The organism is Epilithonimonas arachidiradicis (assembly GCF_003610695.1).
Lineage (GTDB): Bacteria > Bacteroidota > Bacteroidia > Flavobacteriales > Weeksellaceae > Epilithonimonas > Epilithonimonas arachidiradicis.
This window is the reverse complement of record NZ_RAQH01000004.1, coordinates 243275-261210: the sequence shown is the minus strand read 5'-3', so window position 1 is coordinate 261210 and position 17936 is coordinate 243275. Positions and strand designations below refer to the sequence as shown.

10 protein-coding genes are annotated in these 17936 nt (G+C 38.0%); 1 reads left to right on the top strand and 9 read right to left on the bottom strand.

Annotated features, from left to right (window positions below; genetic code table 11):
• Positions 1-13: 13 nt before the first annotated feature.
• Positions 14-1231 (bottom strand): TCR/Tet family MFS transporter, encoded by a 1218-nt coding sequence (locus BXY58_RS08905; RefSeq protein ID WP_120213504.1) that lies wholly within the window; start codon positions 1229-1231, stop codon positions 14-16.
• Positions 1232-1494: 263 nt separating this feature from the next.
• Positions 1495-4401 carry a protein translocase subunit SecD gene (gene secD / locus BXY58_RS08900; protein ID WP_120213503.1) on the bottom strand — a complete coding sequence of 969 codons (2907 nt, stop codon included), beginning with the start codon at positions 4399-4401 and terminating at the stop codon, positions 1495-1497.
• Between the two features lie 225 nt (positions 4402-4626).
• Here secD and BXY58_RS08895 point away from each other — a divergent pair, with 225 nt between their 5' ends.
• The gene (locus BXY58_RS08895) at positions 4627-5985 is read left to right on the top strand and encodes a PQQ-dependent sugar dehydrogenase (RefSeq protein WP_120213502.1); all 1359 of its coding nucleotides are present in this window, start codon (positions 4627-4629) and stop codon (positions 5983-5985) included.
• 37 nt (positions 5986-6022) lie between these two features.
• Here BXY58_RS08895 and bglX read toward each other — a convergent pair whose 3' ends face one another.
• From bglX to BXY58_RS08860, 7 genes are all read right to left on the bottom strand, one after another.
• Entirely contained in the window at positions 6023-8350 is a 2328-nt protein-coding gene (bglX, locus tag BXY58_RS08890; RefSeq protein ID WP_120213501.1) for a beta-glucosidase BglX, read from the bottom strand.
• A 16-nt stretch (positions 8351-8366) separates the two neighbouring features.
• On the bottom strand, positions 8367-9077 hold the full coding sequence (locus tag BXY58_RS08885) for a carboxylesterase family protein (protein WP_120213500.1): 711 nt from the start codon (positions 9075-9077) through the stop codon (positions 8367-8369).
• Positions 9078-9300: 223 nt separating this feature from the next.
• Positions 9301-10692 (bottom strand): glucoamylase family protein, encoded by a 1392-nt coding sequence (locus BXY58_RS08880; RefSeq protein ID WP_120213499.1) that lies wholly within the window; start codon positions 10690-10692, stop codon positions 9301-9303.
• Positions 10693-10709: 17 nt separating this feature from the next.
• A complete protein-coding gene (locus tag BXY58_RS08875) occupies positions 10710-12107 on the bottom strand; it encodes a glucoamylase family protein (protein WP_120213498.1) in 1398 nt (465 codons plus the stop codon).
• An 81-nt stretch (positions 12108-12188) separates the two neighbouring features.
• Positions 12189-13262 carry a LamG domain-containing protein gene (locus BXY58_RS08870; protein ID WP_120213497.1) on the bottom strand — a complete coding sequence of 358 codons (1074 nt, stop codon included), beginning with the start codon at positions 13260-13262 and terminating at the stop codon, positions 12189-12191.
• Positions 13263-13281: 19 nt separating this feature from the next.
• Positions 13282-14736 (bottom strand): RagB/SusD family nutrient uptake outer membrane protein, encoded by a 1455-nt coding sequence (locus tag BXY58_RS08865; protein WP_229728414.1) that lies wholly within the window; start codon positions 14734-14736, stop codon positions 13282-13284.
• Positions 14737-14837: 101 nt separating this feature from the next.
• Positions 14838-17711, bottom strand: coding sequence for a SusC/RagA family TonB-linked outer membrane protein (locus BXY58_RS08860; protein WP_120213495.1), 2874 nt, complete (start codon positions 17709-17711; stop codon positions 14838-14840).
• Positions 17712-17936 lie beyond the last annotated feature (225 nt).

The following is a 17936-nucleotide window of genomic DNA, read 5'->3' as shown; positions in this document are numbered from 1 at the left end:
TCTGTGAGGGCTTTTATGATTTCTTCCCTTTAAAGCTGATATAAACAAAATAGAGACTACCTGCAAATAACAAAAATGCTAGGAAAAATGGTGCCCCGGGAAAAAGAAACGGTGCATCTTTATGGGTGAAATAATAGAACAATTGCGTCATCATTGGCGGACCAATGATTGAGGTTGCACTCATCAGACTGGTTAATGCGCCTTGCAATTCACCTTGCTCGTTGGACGGTATATTTTTGGTAATTATAGATTGCAACGCAGGACCACAGATCCCTCCTAAACAATACGGTATCGTAAACACCAACATCATCCAGCCTTCTGTCGCAAAAGCATAGAGCAGCATTCCTACAGCATACAGCAACAGTCCAAAGAAAACGCTTTTCTGATCACCAATCTTAGGATTGATCCATCTTATTAATAATCCTTGCACCAGGCCGACCAACAGACCGACAACGCCTAAGGAGATACCCACCATTCGCTCATCCCAGGCAAATCTGTACATCGTATAGAAACTCCAGTTACTTTGCACCGCGTGTCCACCGATGTAGATCAGGATCAAAGCAGTTGTCAATGCCGAAATCTCAGGGTGTTTTTTTAAGAATTTGAAAGATCCAACCGGGTTTGCTCTTTTCCAGTCCAGTTCTCGCCGGTTTTCTTTGGGTAAGCTTTCCGGTAAAATGAAGTAGCCGTAAATAAAATTAATCATACACAACACCGCCGCCGCATAAAAAGGGACTCTTGATCCATAATGTCCCAGCACACCACCCAGGACAGGACCAATAATAAAACCAATCCCAAAAGCAGCTCCTATCAACCCGAAGTTCTTCGCCCGGTCTTTATCTGTGGAGACATCGGCAATGTAAGCGCTGGCAGTCGTCACACTGGCGCCGGTAATCCCGGCAATGATTCTACCTACAAAAAGCCACCAGATATTAGGCGACAGAGCCAGGAAGATATAATCGATAGAGAATCCAAATAATGAAAGCAAAATAATCGGTCTTCGTCCATATTTATCACTTAGATTCCCGACCAGAGGTGAGAACACAAACTGTATGAAAGCATAGGCAAAACTGAGCCAGCCGCCATACTTGGCAGCCTCACTGATGTCTGCATGGATCAGTTCTTCTATCAGTTTCGGTACCACGGGAATGATGATGCCCCAACCTGTAATATCTATCAAAAGGGTGATAAATATAAAACCTATAGCTGCTGATTTTTGATTCTGTTTCATAAGTTGCGAAGATAATATTTTTTTGAATTGATCGTTTTGAAGATTTTATTTTTGCAATTTTTTACTTGACAAAGATGACTCCTTTGATAACTAATGTTCTGATCCGCGAAGCGCACCCCGAGCTGAGCGGAGCTCTTTTTGTGAGGAAGTATGACGAACAGAAAAGCGGGAGCGGAGCGCGGAAAAGGTGCCCAAATTTAGAAAGTGTATAAATAAAAAAGCTCCCAATTACTTGAGAGCTTTAAATTATATACTGTAAGGGATTACTTTGCCAATTCTACATCTGTAGATGATTTTCCCGTTACTTTTTCTTCTTTTTTCTTTCCTCTCAAGAAGTCATAAGCCGTAGCCGATGCGATGAAAATAGATGAATATGTACCGAATCCAATACCGATCAATAGACAGAACATAAAGCCTCTCAGGTTATCTCCACCGAAGATGAAAATCGCAAGGATCACCAAAATCGTCGTGAATGACGTATTGAACGTTCTACCAATTGTACTGGAGATTGAGTCATCAAATAACCCGGCCAAAGTCAAGGCTTTTTTCTCGCGCAGGTATTCTCTAATTCTATCGAAGATGATTACGGTATCGTTGATCGAGTAACCAATTACTGTCAGAATCGCCGCAATGAAATCCTGATTGATCTCCATATTGAACGGCATTACTTTGTAGAATAACGAGTAAACTCCCAGAATCACCACTGTATCATGGAATAGACCAGCAACTGCTCCAAGAGAGAACTGCCACTTGTCGAATCTTACCAGGATATAGATGAAGATACCAATCAGTGATGCAACAACTGCTAAAATACCGTGTGTGGTGATATCATCTGCTACTGTAGGTCCTACTTTGGTAGAAGACACGATACCTGCATGACCTTTGTCCGCTGATTTGAAATCTGCCAATGTCATATTTGCCGGTAAATCCTGCTTAAGGCCATCGTAGATCTTTTTCTCAACTGTTTGATCTGCTGCAAGAGATTCGTCGTCGATCAGATAATCGGTCGTGATTTTCAACTGAGATGAGTTACCAAAAGTTTTAGCTTCCACAGACTCGTTTTTACCGTCTGCAGTTTTCATCAACTTAGCAAGATTCTCTTCAATTTTGTTAGCGTCAACCGGTTTTTCGAATCTTACAACATAGTTACGTCCACCTGTAAAGTCGATACCATATTTGAAACCGTTGATTGCAATGGATGCAAGAGAGATTACCATCAGGATCGCAGAAACGATATAAGACCATTTTCTTTTTCCAATAAAATCGATCCAAGTATTTCTGAAAAGATTTTTTGTAGGTGCAGTCCAAACAGAAAGCGATTTTCCTTTTTCCAATCTGTTGAAGATCATGACTCTTGACAACAATACGGATGTGAACAATGTCATAATCAAACCGATAATCAATGTTACCGCAAACCCTTTGATTGGTCCGGTTCCGAATACATACAGGATAATTGCTGTAATCAATGTCGTCAAGTGACCATCGATAATCGCAGAAATCGCGTGTTTGAAACCATCTTTATAAGCTTCCATTATTCCTTTTCCTCGGAATAATTCTTCTTTTGTTCTTTCGTAGATAATTACGTTCGCATCGACCGCCATCGCCATTGATAATACGATACCAGCGATACCTGGAAGCGTTAATGTCGCATCAATCGAATCCATTATCCCGAAAATGTAGAATAAGTTAACGACCATCGCAATTACTGCATAGACCCCAGCACCACCGTAGTAGAAAATGATGTAAATAATAATTACTGCAAAGGCGATCAAGAAAGACATGACACCGTCGTTGATAGACTCTGCTCCTAATGATGGTCCTACAACATCTGCCTGAACGATTTTTGCACCTGCAGGCAACTTACCTGCGCCTAAAACATCTACTAAATCTTTAGCTTCTTCCTGACTAAAATTTCCGGAAATCTGCGTTCTTCCGTTAGGAATGACTTCATTTACCATTGGCGCTGTATAAACTCTGTTATCCAGCGTTACAGCCACAACTTTTCCTTTGTTTTTCTCCGTCATTGCTTTCCAGTCACGAGCACCTTGAGAATCCATCTGCATATCTACAACAATACGTCCTAATTGGTCATAGTTGATGTTTGCAGATTCTACAGCACCGTCAACCGGAGCTTTTTGATTGATATTCCCACGGATTGCATATAACACAAGACTGTTTGACGTATTTGTCTCCGGCTTGTATCCCCACATAAACTGAGTGTACTTCAGGTTTACCGGGCGAGCTTTTGTAGCAATTGCACTATTAAGGATCTTATTAACAACTGCTGTATCTGATAATTTTACATTAGCAACAGCGTTACCTGGCGTTGAGTTTAACTGGATAAGATTCGTCAGGTTTGTAGTTTTAGCAACACCAATGGAATCTCCTTTAACTTTAACCAACTGGTTGAGTTCTGAGAAATAAGGCAGAACTTCCGGTCCCATTTGTACTTCCCAAAACTGAAGTTTGGCAGAAGTCGCCAACATCTTTTTAACTCTGTCGATATCTTTGATACCAGGCATCTCTACCAAGATTCTTCCGGTTCCAGGAACTCTCTGAACGTTTGGCTGAGTTACACCCATTTTGTCGATACGCGTTCTAAGAACTTCATAAGCTGTTCCTACAGACGCATCTATTTTTCTTCTGATAATATTTTTCACCTGATCGTCAGGCGTATTGAATTTGATCTCAGAAAGATTGGTATTACCAAAAATTTCCGGATCAGCAAGTTTCAGATTCGTACCTTTTTGTTTGTTAACAGCTTCGAACTGGGTAAAAAAGTCTTCGATGTATTGCTTACTCGAGCTTTTCTGAGCCTGATCTGTTCTGTTAAGCGCTTCTATCAAGATAGCGTTTGTAGAATAATTGCTAAGATCATTAACCAAATCTCTTTGGTTGATCTCCAATAATACGTTGATACCACCTTTTAGGTCCAACCCCAACTTCATCTCTTTTTGTTTTGCAGACGTATAATTCAGTTTTGTAAAACCAAGATTAAGCGTGTCTTTAGAAAGTCTGTCGAGTTCGGCTTGGTATTTTACCTGATTATCACCTGCAATAGCTCTAGCTTCCTTTTCTATTTTATTGGCATAGAAAGAAGGCAAAAGCTCATTGAGACAAATCAGTCCAAGAACGATGGCAACTAGTGTAACGAGTCCTTTTCCTTGCATTTTCTTACGATATATATAATTTTAGTCGGCAAATATAATGATTTATAACGGAAATAAGAATTTGGGAATGAGAAATATGTATTTACTAAATTTTAGAAATAACAAAAGCGCTATATCTATCCGAAAAATGAAAGAGAATCAGAATTTTTTATAAAAATTAATAATAGAATTGGTCAACAGGCATATAATTTGGTAAGGCTATAATTAATTATAAAATAATAAGTTATGGGAAAACTTCTACTTTGGATCGGCTTATTCTTAGCGGCCTGTTTATCAGCTCAGACCATTAGCCTAGAGAACTTTGTTTCCGGGATTTCTAATTCTGTGGAGATTGTTGCATCGCCAACTTCGGATAACAGATTATTTGTTGTCCAGCAATCCGGCACCATTAAGATTGTGAATGAAAACGGAACTGTCGTTCCGGATAACTTTCTGAATATTTCTAATCTCATCACTTTCGGAGGTGAAAGAGGATTATTGGGACTAGCATTTCATCCACAATTTTCAACCAATCGTTATTTCTTTGTTTATTACAATAATTTGCAAGGAGATATCAGGGTTTCGAGATTTACTGCAAATTCATCAAATCCTAATACAGCAGATCCGTCATCGGAAAAAATCCTTTTGACGATTCCTAAACCTTTTACGAATCATAACGGCGGTAGTATTCATTTTGGAGCGGACGGTTATTTGTGGATCTCTACCGGCGATGGCGGAAGCGGCGGCGATCCGAATAATAATGCTCAAAATAAAAATTCGCTTTTAGGAAAAATGCTGAGAATTGATGTCAATTCTGATAATGCTTATAATATTCCTCCGGATAATCCTTTTGTGGGAAGTGAAGGTGCCGATGAAATTTGGGCTTACGGACTTAGAAATGCCTGGAAATTTTCGTTTGACAGAATTACCAATCAGGTTTGGATTGCTGATGTCGGACAAGGAGAGATTGAAGAAATCAATAGAGTTTCCGCTACAACACCCGGAATCAACTATGGTTGGAGATGCTATGAAGGCAATGATCCCTACAACACCACAGGATGTCCTAATGCTTCTACAATGACTTTTCCAATTGCGCAATACGATCATTCCGGAGGAAAATGCTCCATTACCGGCGGTTATCTCTACAGAGGCAACCTATATACAGATCTCATAGGAAAATACGTTTTTGCTGATTACTGCTCTGGTCAAATCGGTGTTATGGATACTTCGAATACCATTGTTTGGAGTCCGAGTTTTTCAGCGAATTTTACAACTTTTGGCGAGGACAATCAGAAACAACTTTACATAGCAGCAGGCAATACCATTTATAAAATCAAAACCAATAATCTTGCTGTATCGGATATCAATCAACCTGATTTTTTGATCACTCCCAATCCTGCCAGAGAGAAAATCTACCTTAAAAATATGAATGGTAAAAATATTTCTGCAGAAATCCTGGATCTGACCGGACGAATTGTTCATCAAGCTCAAATATCTGACAACGACAACAGCATTGATGTCTCTAAACTACAAAAAGGCACTTATCTTCTGAATCTGAAAAAAGATAATCAGAAATGGATCTCTAAGAAATTCATCAAAGAATAATAAAAATAAAACCGCCTCTTTTTGAGGCGGTTTTTAACTATTTAGACCAATTGATTCTAGTTGTTTTAACTTCTTGAGAATTGGTTCCGATCATAATATCAAAGTCTCCAGCTTCCCAATCATATTTCAATTGACTGTTATAGAATTTCAAATCTTCCGGAGAGATTTTGAATGTTACTTTTTTGCTTTCGCCAGCTTTCAGATACACTTTTTGGAAACCTTTCAGCTCTTTAACCGGTCTTGTAATGCTTCCAACCAAATCTCTGATATAAAGCTGAACCACTTCTGCACCATCATATTTTCCATTATTCGTCAATGTTACCGTCGCTTCGATCTCTGCATTTCCGGTTGGTTTTGCATTGGAAACTGAAACATCAGAATAACCGAATTTAGAGTAACTCAAGCCATATCCAAACGGATAAAGCGGCGTGTTGCACTCGTCCAGGTAATTGGAACGGAATTTTTCAAAATTACATTTGTCTGTATTTTCCGCACTTAACGGGCGACCTGTATTTTTAGCATTATAATAGATTGGTACCTGACCAACACTTCTTGGGAAGGTCATTGGTAATTTTCCAGAAGGATTCACTTTTCCGTAAAGCACATCAGACACTGCATATCCGGCCATACTTCCAGGGAACCAGACATTCAGCATCGCATCAGCCAATTCGGATTCCTCTGTAAGTACCAATGGACGACCTGTGAAAAGAACCACAACAATTGGTTTACCTGTTTTCTTCAGTTCTCTCAACAATTCTTTTTGAGTTTCCGGAATCCCTATATCGGTTCTTGAACTTGACTCGCCGCTCATCTCGGCACTTTCGCCTAAGGCTACGACAATGACATCAGCCTTATTAGCCACGTCTACAGCTTCTTTCCTGATTTGATCAGCAGAACGACTGTCTCTATCTGCTGTTTTACCAAACATTGTTGCTCTTTCTTCCATTGTTGCAGATTCGTAAATGTTGCTTCCTTTTGCAAAAATGAAATTAACATCTTTTCCTACGGTCTCCTTCAAACCTCTCAATAACGAAATAGAATTAGCGTGCTTTGCTGCAACGCTCCAGGTTCCAGTCATATTGAGGGCATTATCAGCTAACGGTCCGATAACAGCTACCGTTCCTGACTTTTTAAGCGGAAGAACCTGCTTATCGTTTTTCATCAAAACCATTGAGTTCGCAGAAATTGTTCTCGCTGCTTCCAAATGCTTCGGACTGAAAACTTCTTTCTGGGCTCTCTTAGAATCCGTGTATCTGTAAGGATCATCAAAAAGACCAAGATCATATTTGGCTTCCAGAACTCTTCTTGCCGCATCTGTAACAGTTTGTTCAGAAACTTTTCCTTCAGAAATTGATTTTTTCAAAGTTTTTAAGAAACCTTCGCCAACCATATCCATATCCACTCCGGCATTCATCGCCAGCGCAGAAACCTGCTGAAGGTCTCCCATCCCGTGGTCTACCATTTCATTGATGCCGGTATAATCCGTAACCACAAAACCTTTGAACTTCCACTGATCTCTGAGGACATCTGTCATCAGCCATTTGTTTCCTGTTGCCGGAACGCCGTCAACTTCGTTAAAAGAAGCCATCACAGAACCAACACCCGCTTCTACAGCTGCTTTGTAGGGTGGGAAATAATTGTTAAACATAGATACGTGACTCATATCAACGGTGTTATAATCCCGTCCACCTTCCGGCGCTCCATACAGCGCGAAATGTTTAAGACAAGCTAACATTGTATTATTTTTAGAAAGGTCGGTTCCCTGATAGCCAAAGACCATCGCTTTTGCAATCTCACTTCCCAGATACGGATCTTCTCCAGAACCTTCGGACACTCTGCCCCATCTTGGATCTCTTGAGATATCCGTCATTGGAGAAAAGGTCCAGTTGATACCATCTGCTGTAGATTCCTGAGCAGCAATCTGGGCCGATCTCTGGATCAAATTCATATCCCACGATGCAGCTATTCCTAATGGAATCGGGAAGGTTGTTTCGTAACCATGGATAACATCCATTCCAAAAATCATTGGGATTTTAAGACGGCTTTTTTCGACAGCTACTTTTTGAACGTCGCGGATCTTATCCACACCTTTGATATTGAATAATCCTCCAACTAAGCCTTGCTCAATTTTTTTTCCGATGTCAGAACTTTGCGCTGTACCAGTTGTGAAGTCTCCAGATGAAGGCAGATTTAACTGACCGATTTTCTCATCCAGAGTCATTTTGGAAATTAAGTTATCAACGAAAGCTTTTTTCTTTGACTGGTATTTTTCCGTTTGATAAGACTGAACTGGCTTGGTCACCAATTCCTGCGCCAGAAAATAAGGCGAAAGTGCCAATGCAGCAAGGATTACGAACTTTTTCATATGTAGATATTTATTTTTATTTTTTTATTGATTCTTTTTTGAATGATAGCATCCATTCGTATAGCTTAGGATCGGAATAGGTAGAATCCCAGGAGTTATGATTGTCATTAGGGAAAATGGTCAATTCTGCTTTTGGATTGACTGGATGTAGTTTCTGATAAAAATTGAACGCATTTTCCGGAAGAACCACATCATCCATTCCGCCGTGGAAAATCTTCAGGTTCATATCTTTGTAATTATGGATATTAGCCCACATTACACGGTCTGTCGGAGCGCAGACCGATGCGACTGCGGCAAACATTTCCGGATGTTCACCAGCCAACTTCAGAGTTCCCCATCCGCCCATTGATAATCCAGTAAGGTAGATTCTGTCTTTGTCGATTTTGTATTTTTCTGAAATCTCTTTGATCAGAAAATAAACCGCATCTGTATCCCACCATGTATTGGCCGGACACTGGGGCGCCAAAATCGCAACAGGTTCTTTGATCAGATTTTTGTATGTAAATGGACTGTGCGCTTTTACGATTTCCAGATCATTGCCTCTTTCGCCGGAACCGTGAAGAAAAACAATTAATGGAATTTTGCTTTTTATATCTTTTGGAATATCCAGAATGTAGGCTAACTTTTTCTGAATTTTGACTTCTTTATTGAACTCAGCTTTGATTTCCTGTGCTGCCGCAAAAGATGAAAACGCAAGTAATAGAAGTATGATATTTTTTAATTTCATTTTTTAAATTTTCAAAAAAACTCATTTGAGACGTTGAATTCTCCGTAAGTTGTTGAATTTTTATTATTTTGTCTAATGCCCTAGCCCTGATGGTAGCGGCATCCTTTTTTCTTTTTGCAAAAAAGGAAAAAGATACAGCGGACAGCAGGTTCCCGGCTCCTAAAATCTACATTGCTTCAAATTGAGGCAATAAATATGAGCGCCTAAATATACTACTTTTTGGCTATTGGATTTGATGTTCTGTGGATTTGAATCCGATTTTTTTGAGTCCGGTTCTAATTTCCGGCGCATTCATAAAGAGATTCCACAATAATCCCGAACGGTAATTCTCGATCATTGGTGCGATTGTTCCCTGATCTATAGCCAGATAGCGCGGCGTTGTCCAATCATTAAAATTGATGGAAGTGGCATCGTATGGACCTGCTTGTCCAATGAAATTTGGTTTTTCTTCGTATAAAAATCTTAATACAGCCATGGATTCTTTTGGAGTGTAAGGCATAGAACTCAACGCAGCCGTAGGAGTAATTACCCCAAAATCTTCTTTCATAGGTTGATGTGCTGCGTAGCCTACAGAACCGTCTTTGTTTCTGGAATAACTCGCCGTCAATCCCCAATATTTTTCAGAATATCCTTTGTAATTGAATGGATTTTCCAGGCAATATTTGTAATCTATCAAGACATGATTCCGATTTAGATCCCAATAGCTTTTGACATATTTGTCGGACAAACCTCTTGGATCAAGCCCCAGATAAGAATACTGTGACCAGAATAACGGACCACCAAATTCTTCTGCATAATTGTGCTTAACATACAACGGAAGTCCATATTTTGTACGATCTGTTGTGTAAGTTCCGTTGCGGGTCCAGCCTTTGTTGTACGTTTCGGAATCTATAGAATAATCTGGTGATGAAGCGGCCAAAACGTAAGTAATGAGACATTCGTTATAGCCTTCTAATGGAAAGTTCATTTCCCAGCCATAACTTGGTGACCAATGCCAATACAAAACTTTTTGTCCACCTTTGGTGTACCAGTTCCACTCTACACCTTTCCACAATTTGTCCATTTTTGCAGCCAAAGCTTTTTCCTCCGCATTTCCGTCTTTAAAATATTCGCGTACACAAATAATCCCTTGAACCAAAAATGCAGTCTCGACCAAATCTCCGCCATTATCCTTTTTCCCAAAAGGAACAACTTTGCCTGTTTCTCCATTGATCCAATGCGACCAGGCGCCGTGGAAACGATCTGCTTTTTCCAAAAAGTCCGCGATATGAGTCAGTCTTTTGACAGCTTCCTGACGAGGAATGTATTTTCTGTCTACACCAACCAAAATCGTCATCAGCCCAAATCCCGATCCTCCTGTCGTAATCACGTGTTTGTCATTGTCCGGGTAGATGTTGTCCTCGTGGTAACGTTCTCTTCCTAATAGTGAATTGGGTTCTGCAAAATCCCAAAAATACTTGAGCGCATCGCGTTGAACTTTATCCATTAATTGTTTATCGGTCAGGTTTTTTGAAACTGCTTTTGTCTCGGTATTTGTAGTATTTGTTGCCTGAGAGTTCTTGCAGGATAGCAGAACGGATAGTGAAATAATGGATATTGATAATAGGTTTTTCATTAATAAATTTTTAGAATTTAAAATCCATGAATAGACGAGTGAAAGCCAAGCTTAATTAAGCCTTGCCTCACATCAGGTGCATTCATAAAAAGATTCCATAAAAATTGGTTCTTATGGTTCTCAATCATCGGTGCAATTGTACCCTGATCAATAGCCAAATATCTTGGTGTAACCCAATTGTATTGAATTGAATAAGCATCATAAGGTCCAGCAACGCCAATATATTTTGAATAGTTTTCGTTGTACAAGAATCTAAGAAAATTCATACTTTCTGTAGGCGTATAAGGCATATCAGAAATGGCTGCCGTTGGGGAAATAATTCCTAAATCCTTATTGGGTTGATGTGCAGCGTAATCATCTCCTCCAGTAGTAGGATTTCTGGAATAACTTGCTGTTAGCCCCCAACTTTTGGAATTGTAACCTTGCCAGCCTTTCGGATTAGCAACACAATATTGGTACATAATTTTGGCATGGTTCGTCGTTACATCTCCATAATTAACATAATCATCCGACAAACCTCTTGGATCTAAACCTAAAAAAGAATAATGTGACCAAAACATTGGACCAACTGTTCCTGTAGCTCCATTATGATTAACCACCAATGGAATCCCAAATTGTGACCCCGAAGATTTGATGCCACCATTTCTTGCCCAACCATTTTGATACACAACTTTATCTATTGAATAAGTTGGGGAAGCCGCTGCTAAAACGTAAGTGATGAGCGTTTCGTCAAAGCCTTGTAGTTTCATATTCATCTGGAAATCATAATTCGGCGACCAATGCCAGTATAATGCATTTTCTCCCTTCGTGTACCAGTTCCATTCGATTCCTTTCCAAAGATCATCGGCTTTTTGTGCTAATGTCAATTCGGTTGAGTTAGTTGAATTCTTAAAATATTCTCTTACGCAAATCAACCCTTGTGCAAGAAAAGCCGTTTCTACCAAGTCTCCACCGTTATCTTTTTCTCCAAAAGGAATTACATTACCAGAAGTTCCATTGATCCAATGTGGCCAAGCTCCGTGAAAACGATTGGCTGTTTTGAGAAAATCAAGAGCAGTTGTTAATCTCGAAACTGCTTCCGGCTGTGATATATAACCATTCTTGATTCCCACCAAAATCGTCATCAATCCAAAACCGGAACCTCCTGTGGTTACAACATTAGCATCTTGACCAGGATTATCTGTATGATATCTTTCTCTAGCCAGTTTGGAATTGGTTTGAGCAAAATCCCAGAAATATTTTAGAGCGTCTTTCTGCGTCATTTCTACAATCTGAGCATCTGTGTAAACTGTTGCCGGTTCTTGTGGATTATTTACTAATGTATCATTTGGATCCCAATCACTAGAGTTGGAACAACTGCCTAAGAAAATTGTAGTCGAACAAATAAATATATTAAAGAAATTCTGTTTTAGCATTGTTTTATTTTTTATGAAAAACACTTTATGAATATTCATAAAGTGTTTTCATTGTTAGTCTAATACTAAGGTAAGTATTTTTTATTGCATTGTAGCTTTAACTTCTGTTTCGTCTAAAGCTTTGTCATAAATTCTAAGTTCATCTATTTGACTTAAGTCATATTTATGATCCCAATATGTAAATGTTGGAGCTCCAGAGCCAATTGACAGTTTAGAACAATTTGAGAAATCAAATGGTGTTGAATAGGTTGCTGTTCTTTGTAAAACACCATTCATATAGATTTTTGATTCAGATTTAGAAATTGTAACAGCAATATGGATCCATCCTGTTGTACTTCCAATATTGAAACCATCATTCCAAGATTCTCCCGAACCAATACCAAGATTCAGTTTAACAGTTTTGCTTGCTCCCTCTCTGAAAAGTCTAAGCCCTTTCTTTCTGCTATCATCATTATTAGTAATCGATTCGTCTCCAAGTGTAATAATCCCGGCTCTATCCTGTGTAGCATCTACGTTGTACCAGAATGTAAAACTAATTCCATTCTCATTGCTGTAAAGATTGTTATTAAACGGAATTTGAAGATAAGAATCAATTGCTCCCTTGTAAGCGGCGCCAGATTTACCGCCACTGACAGTTGTCGGAGATCCTATAACAGTTGGGTTTGTTCCTGATAACAACTCTGTAAATATATTGCCTGCAAAAAATGGGAAATAGGCTTTTTCTCCATATAATGCAGTATATTTATTATCTATAGTAAAGGTCACTGACTTTGTGGAAGTTTTACCAGAAAGATCTTTAGCATTAACTGTGAATGTATGAGAACCCAATCCAATATTTTTCGTGTAGATTTCAGAGAAAGTTCTGTAATCTAAAAAATTATTGTATGATTTCTGAACTGCTCCATCTACAAGAATCTCAATACTTGCAATTTCTATATCATCAGAGACTTTATAATCGAATTTAAAATCTGAAGTAGTATCAGTAAACGGAATAGTTGTTGTTCCTGCTGTCGGACTATTTATCGTAATTACTGGAGCCGCTTTGTCCTCACCTTGAGACATACTACTAATATCATCAATATATCCTTCTGAACATGCGGTTGACAAGGTTAACCAAGCTACAGAGGCGAAGGTTAATTTTATTATGTTTTTCATCTTAATTGATTCAAAGTTATTATTTTTCTAATGATTGTATTCTTTCTAACTGTGCCAAAGGATAAGGTAAGAATTGTTTATCCATAGTAAAGGTTCTACCATCATAACTCAAAGCAGCGGTATTACCTAATCTAACCATATCGAAATAACGAATACCCCACTCCATACCAAGTTCTGCATACTTCTCATCCATCACCTGATCAGCTGTAACAGAAGTTAAAAGTCCTAAATTTGCTCTTTCTCTCACTTTATTAACAGCATCAACTGCAGAACCTGCAGTTGGGCTAGCCCCTCTTGCAACAGCTTCAGCATACATTAATAATACTTCAGCATATCTGGTAATGATATAGTTTTTATTACTTCCATAGCTAAGTCTACCTGGAATCAATTGATTAGATGGTAGATAATGTTTACCACTGAAGAATAATGCTCTTGCAGAATTATTAATTTGGTCATTATCTGGAGTTACATTAGAAACCCAGGATGGTAATGTTGAAAAATTAGGATCTTCTTTAATTTTATTAATTCCATCTGGTGTAAACAGAACATTGGTTACCAATCTTTTCTGTTCATTTCTCGCTAACATAAATTTGATGTATTTCATACTTGGTTCGTAAAAACCCCATCCTGCGGTAGCACCTGTTACAGAAGGTGTCCAGTTTGTTGGTCCGTAAAAATCCCAAAGATGTTTTACATTATTTCCAGTACCTACACCAAAATCCGTATATTGAATCTCTAAAAGGTTTTCATCGGCCAATTTTCCTGGTGTTTTGAATAACTCATAATAATCACCAAATAAGGTGAACTTTCCTGATCCTATTATCTCCCCAGTAGCATCTGCAACAGCTTGATAATTTTTCAATTCAAGATTTGCCATCGCTTTAACAGCTAAAGCTGTATATTTTGTAACTCCACCTTTAATATCCGTACGTTGATTTGGTCTCATATCTGGAAGATTAGAAATTGATTCATCCATTTGCGATGAAATCCAAGACATTACATCATCCTTAGACTTCAATGTCAATTGACTCTGATCCAAAACCTCCATAACTATCACCTTTCCCCAAACTCTGGAAATCTGAAGCGTATAAAAAGCCCTAAGCGTTTTACACTCCGCAAGATACTGATCAATAAGCTGAGAATTAACTCCTCCAGCTCTGAACTTCTCTAATTCTGCCATCTGCGCTGTTACTTGTACAATTCTTTGGTATAGAATTTCCCATAATGAATTGTACATCCAATAACTCTGGTCGTATGAATAGTTATCTGTATCTGTAAAGGGCGCTTGGTCACCCTTTCCGCCAGCGTTAACATCATCACCTCTTACAGAAATTAACGGGATTTGCTCCCATCCGAAACCTGTGTCTCCATTATCTGGTTTCTTTCCAGACAAAGTCGCATAAGCTCCCAATACGGCACTTTTCGCTCCTTCAGCACTGGTGTAATCAAAACTTTGACTTGAGTCAAGCTCCATTGATTCATCTAATTTACTATCGCAACTAGTAAAGCCAACAAATCCGGCAAGTAATATTATTTTTATATATTTTAATTGTTTCATTTTGTTAATTTTTAAAATTAGAATTTGATACTGTATCCAAAAGATACAACTGAAGGTGTTGGATACACATCCAGATTAACACCATTAATACCAATCTCAGGATTCATTAGATTTTCTGCTTTTGTCCACATAAAAGGCCTATCTGCCGTTACAGAAAATCTCATTTCTGGTATTCCATCTGCTTTCAGAGTGTAACCCAATTGGATGTTTTGTATTCTGAAAAAGTCTCCATCTTGCAGCCAGAATTTTGATAATTTTTGGTTATTCCAGCTGTTTCTGTAACCTTCCGATGATACATACTCATTGGTAGTACCCTCCCCATGCCAACGGTTAATTGCAAAATCTGCATCAATATTTCTACCGGTTGTTCTAATAACTTCCGCACGGTTTCTGTTCAGGATTACATTTCCTCCTTGTCCATAAAATGCTATTGAAAGATCCCAAGTTTTATAATTTACAGCTAATGAACCTCCAAAATAATATGTAGGAATACCAGAACCAAGATACATTCTGTCTTTATCATCAATCAAACCATCACCGTTCATATCTCTGTATTTAAAATATCCTGGTTTGATTGGACTACTTGAATTGGTTGCATTGTAAGCAACTGCTGTTGGATCTGCATTAATTTCAGCCTGATTTTGATAAACTCCTATCACATCATATCCATAAAAAACATCCATAGGTTGCCCAACTACCAAACGCTGAGGGAAATCGCCAGAACCTCTAGCAATAAATGATGCATTATCAACTAATTTTGTAACATTATTATCATTATTGGTAAAGTTGGCATTGATACTATATCCCCAATCTTCTCCAATCTTATCTCTCCAGCCTAAAGATATTTCAAATCCTTTATTTCTCATAGTACCAACATTTCTATAGCTAACTGCAGTACCAATTGTTGGAGGAACACCAATAACCATTTCTTTTGTATCTTTTACATAATAATCACCTTCTAAAGTCAATCTTCTATTCAAAAATTCTGCAGATATACCAATGTTAGTCTCTTCAGTATATTCTCTTCTTACATCATCTAAAAAAGTTGTGAATTGGAAAGCTGGAAGATAAGTATCAGCAAATACGCTGTTAACAGATTCAGCTGTACTAGGTCTGTTATTTGGCACATTGTCATTTGCTAATCTACCCCAACCTCCTCGGAATTTTAACAAGTTCATCCAACTGACTCCTTTCAAGAAAGATTCTTCGGAAGCTACCCACCCCAAACCAAATGCTGGTAAATTAATTGTCTTTTGGTTTGGATACTTATTTGACCCCTCGTTTCTTAGTGTGGCGTAAAGAATGTATCGGTCTTTAAATTTATAAGATAATCTTCCAAAATAAGAAGTTCTGTAAAAACGGGAAGGCTTTACATCATCTCTGCCATCATTTGTAATTCTTCCTGTATCTGCTGTATTGTTTATATACCAAGTACTCTCATTGTATCTTGAAAATGGGCTTCCTTGATAGAAAAACCCTTTGATACTCATAAAACTGTATAATTGATCAGCAAAAGAAGTTCCTCCCATTAATGTAAAATCATGATCTCCTAATGTCTTGTTCCAAGTCAAGACATTATCCCAAATATAATCTTCATAAGTTGCATTGTTACGAGTTATTGACGAGTTTTCTATAGTTCTTTGGAAACCTCCTGCAAAATTATTTACAAAATAAGGCAACTCCATTAATCTCTCATTAAAAGTTCTACTGTTATAAGAAAGAGTAGATTTGAATGTCAATTCTTTTGGAAGTAAACTAATTTCAGCGTAAGCATTAAAAATCAGGTTTTTTTGAATACCTAATTTATCCACATTATCCATCAAAGCAAATGGGTTATCACTACTTCTGTAACCTAGTACTCGAGCATCTGCATATGGCTTATAAGTTGCAGATGTAAATAAAGGATCATAAACAGGCATAATAGGCACGGCATAATAAACTTGTTGCCAAGCAGAACCTTCGTCATCATATTTCTCTCCTCTCGTATAATTCATCGAGGCTCCAACATTTAACCAGTCGGTAGCTTTTACATCTACCTTTGCTCTGATATTAAATCTCTCATAGCTGTTCTTCATATTTAGAATACCATCCTGAGAAAAATAATGTCCTCCTAAGGAATATGCTACTTTGTCAGAACCACCATCAACTGCCAAGCTATGATTTTGAATTGGTGCAATCCTTAATGCTTCTTTATACCAGTCAGTATTTACATTAGGAAGATTTGGATTGATTCTACTTCTTCCGAAACGCTGTATTGCATTAGCAATGGCATCAATTTCAAACTGACTTCCTGATTCCAGTGCAAAATTTGTATACTGCTCCGCATTGGCCATTTTGATAACATTATTAGCATACTGTGCTCCGTAATAAGAATCGTAAGTTAGTTTTGGCTTTCTATTAAAACTTCCGCCTTTAGTTGTAATTACAACCACTCCATTAGCAGCTAAAACTCCATAGATGGCAGAAGCAGAAGCATCTTTAAGAATTGTAAAATCCTGAATATCATTAGGATTCAAAAACTCAATATTATTAACAAATAATCCATCAACAACATACAAAGGCTGATTATCCCCATTAATAGAGTGTACACCCCTGATGTTCATTTTTGGCGCTTCTCCAGGAGATCCATTTGCAATAATCTGGACACCGGCAACTTTCCCTTGTAAGGCTTGAGTAGCTTGTCCAGAAGGTGTCTTGACAATATCTGCGGCTTTTACTGTTGTAATTGCACTCGTTAAGTCAACTTTCTTTTGTGTACCATATCCAATCACAACGACCTCCTCGATTTTGTTTTCTTTCGCAACAGTATCTTGTGTGGATTGTGCATGCAAATCACTGCCAAAGTATAATGCAGCGATCAACAATGGCAATTTAACATAATTTTTTCTCATAATATTCTTATGTATTATTTTCTTATTCTCCGAATATAAATATTTTTATTAACACAACGTTAATATTTATTAAAATTAATTTAATCGTCTGTAAATCAGAAAAATAAATTCAACTTCAGCAACTAAATTAATTTAAACACTTGAAAAAAAATCCCCTTTTTTTGGCTCAATATTTGATTTTTTTAGAATTATAAGTTTCTATTGCTTCAAAATGAGTTAATAAAA

Bases quoted from the DNA above. Each gene is read 5' to 3' on its own strand.
- BXY58_RS08880 (WP_120213499.1), bottom strand. From the start codon at position 10,692: ATGAAAAACCTATTATCAATATCCATTATTTCACTATCCGTTCTGCTA.
- BXY58_RS08885 (WP_120213500.1), bottom strand. From the start codon at position 9,077: ATGAAATTAAAAAATATCATACTTCTATTACTTGCGTTTTCATCTTTT.
- bglX (WP_120213501.1), bottom strand. From the start codon at position 8,350: ATGAAAAAGTTCGTAATCCTTGCTGCATTGGCACTTTCGCCTTATTTT.
- BXY58_RS08875 (WP_120213498.1), bottom strand. From the start codon at position 12,107: ATGCTAAAACAGAATTTCTTTAATATATTTATTTGTTCGACTACAATT.
- BXY58_RS08865 (WP_229728414.1), bottom strand. From the start codon at position 14,736: ATGGAGCTTGACTCAAGTCAAAGTTTTGATTACACCAGTGCTGAAGGA.
- BXY58_RS08870 (WP_120213497.1), bottom strand. From the start codon at position 13,262: ATGAAAAACATAATAAAATTAACCTTCGCCTCTGTAGCTTGGTTAACC.
- BXY58_RS08905 (WP_120213504.1), bottom strand. From the start codon at position 1,231: ATGAAACAGAATCAAAAATCAGCAGCTATAGGTTTTATATTTATCACC.
- BXY58_RS08860 (WP_120213495.1), bottom strand. From the start codon at position 17,711: ATGAGAAAAAATTATGTTAAATTGCCATTGTTGATCGCTGCATTATAC.
- secD (WP_120213503.1), bottom strand. From the start codon at position 4,401: ATGCAAGGAAAAGGACTCGTTACACTAGTTGCCATCGTTCTTGGACTG.
- BXY58_RS08895 (WP_120213502.1), top strand. From the start codon at position 4,627: ATGGGAAAACTTCTACTTTGGATCGGCTTATTCTTAGCGGCCTGTTTA.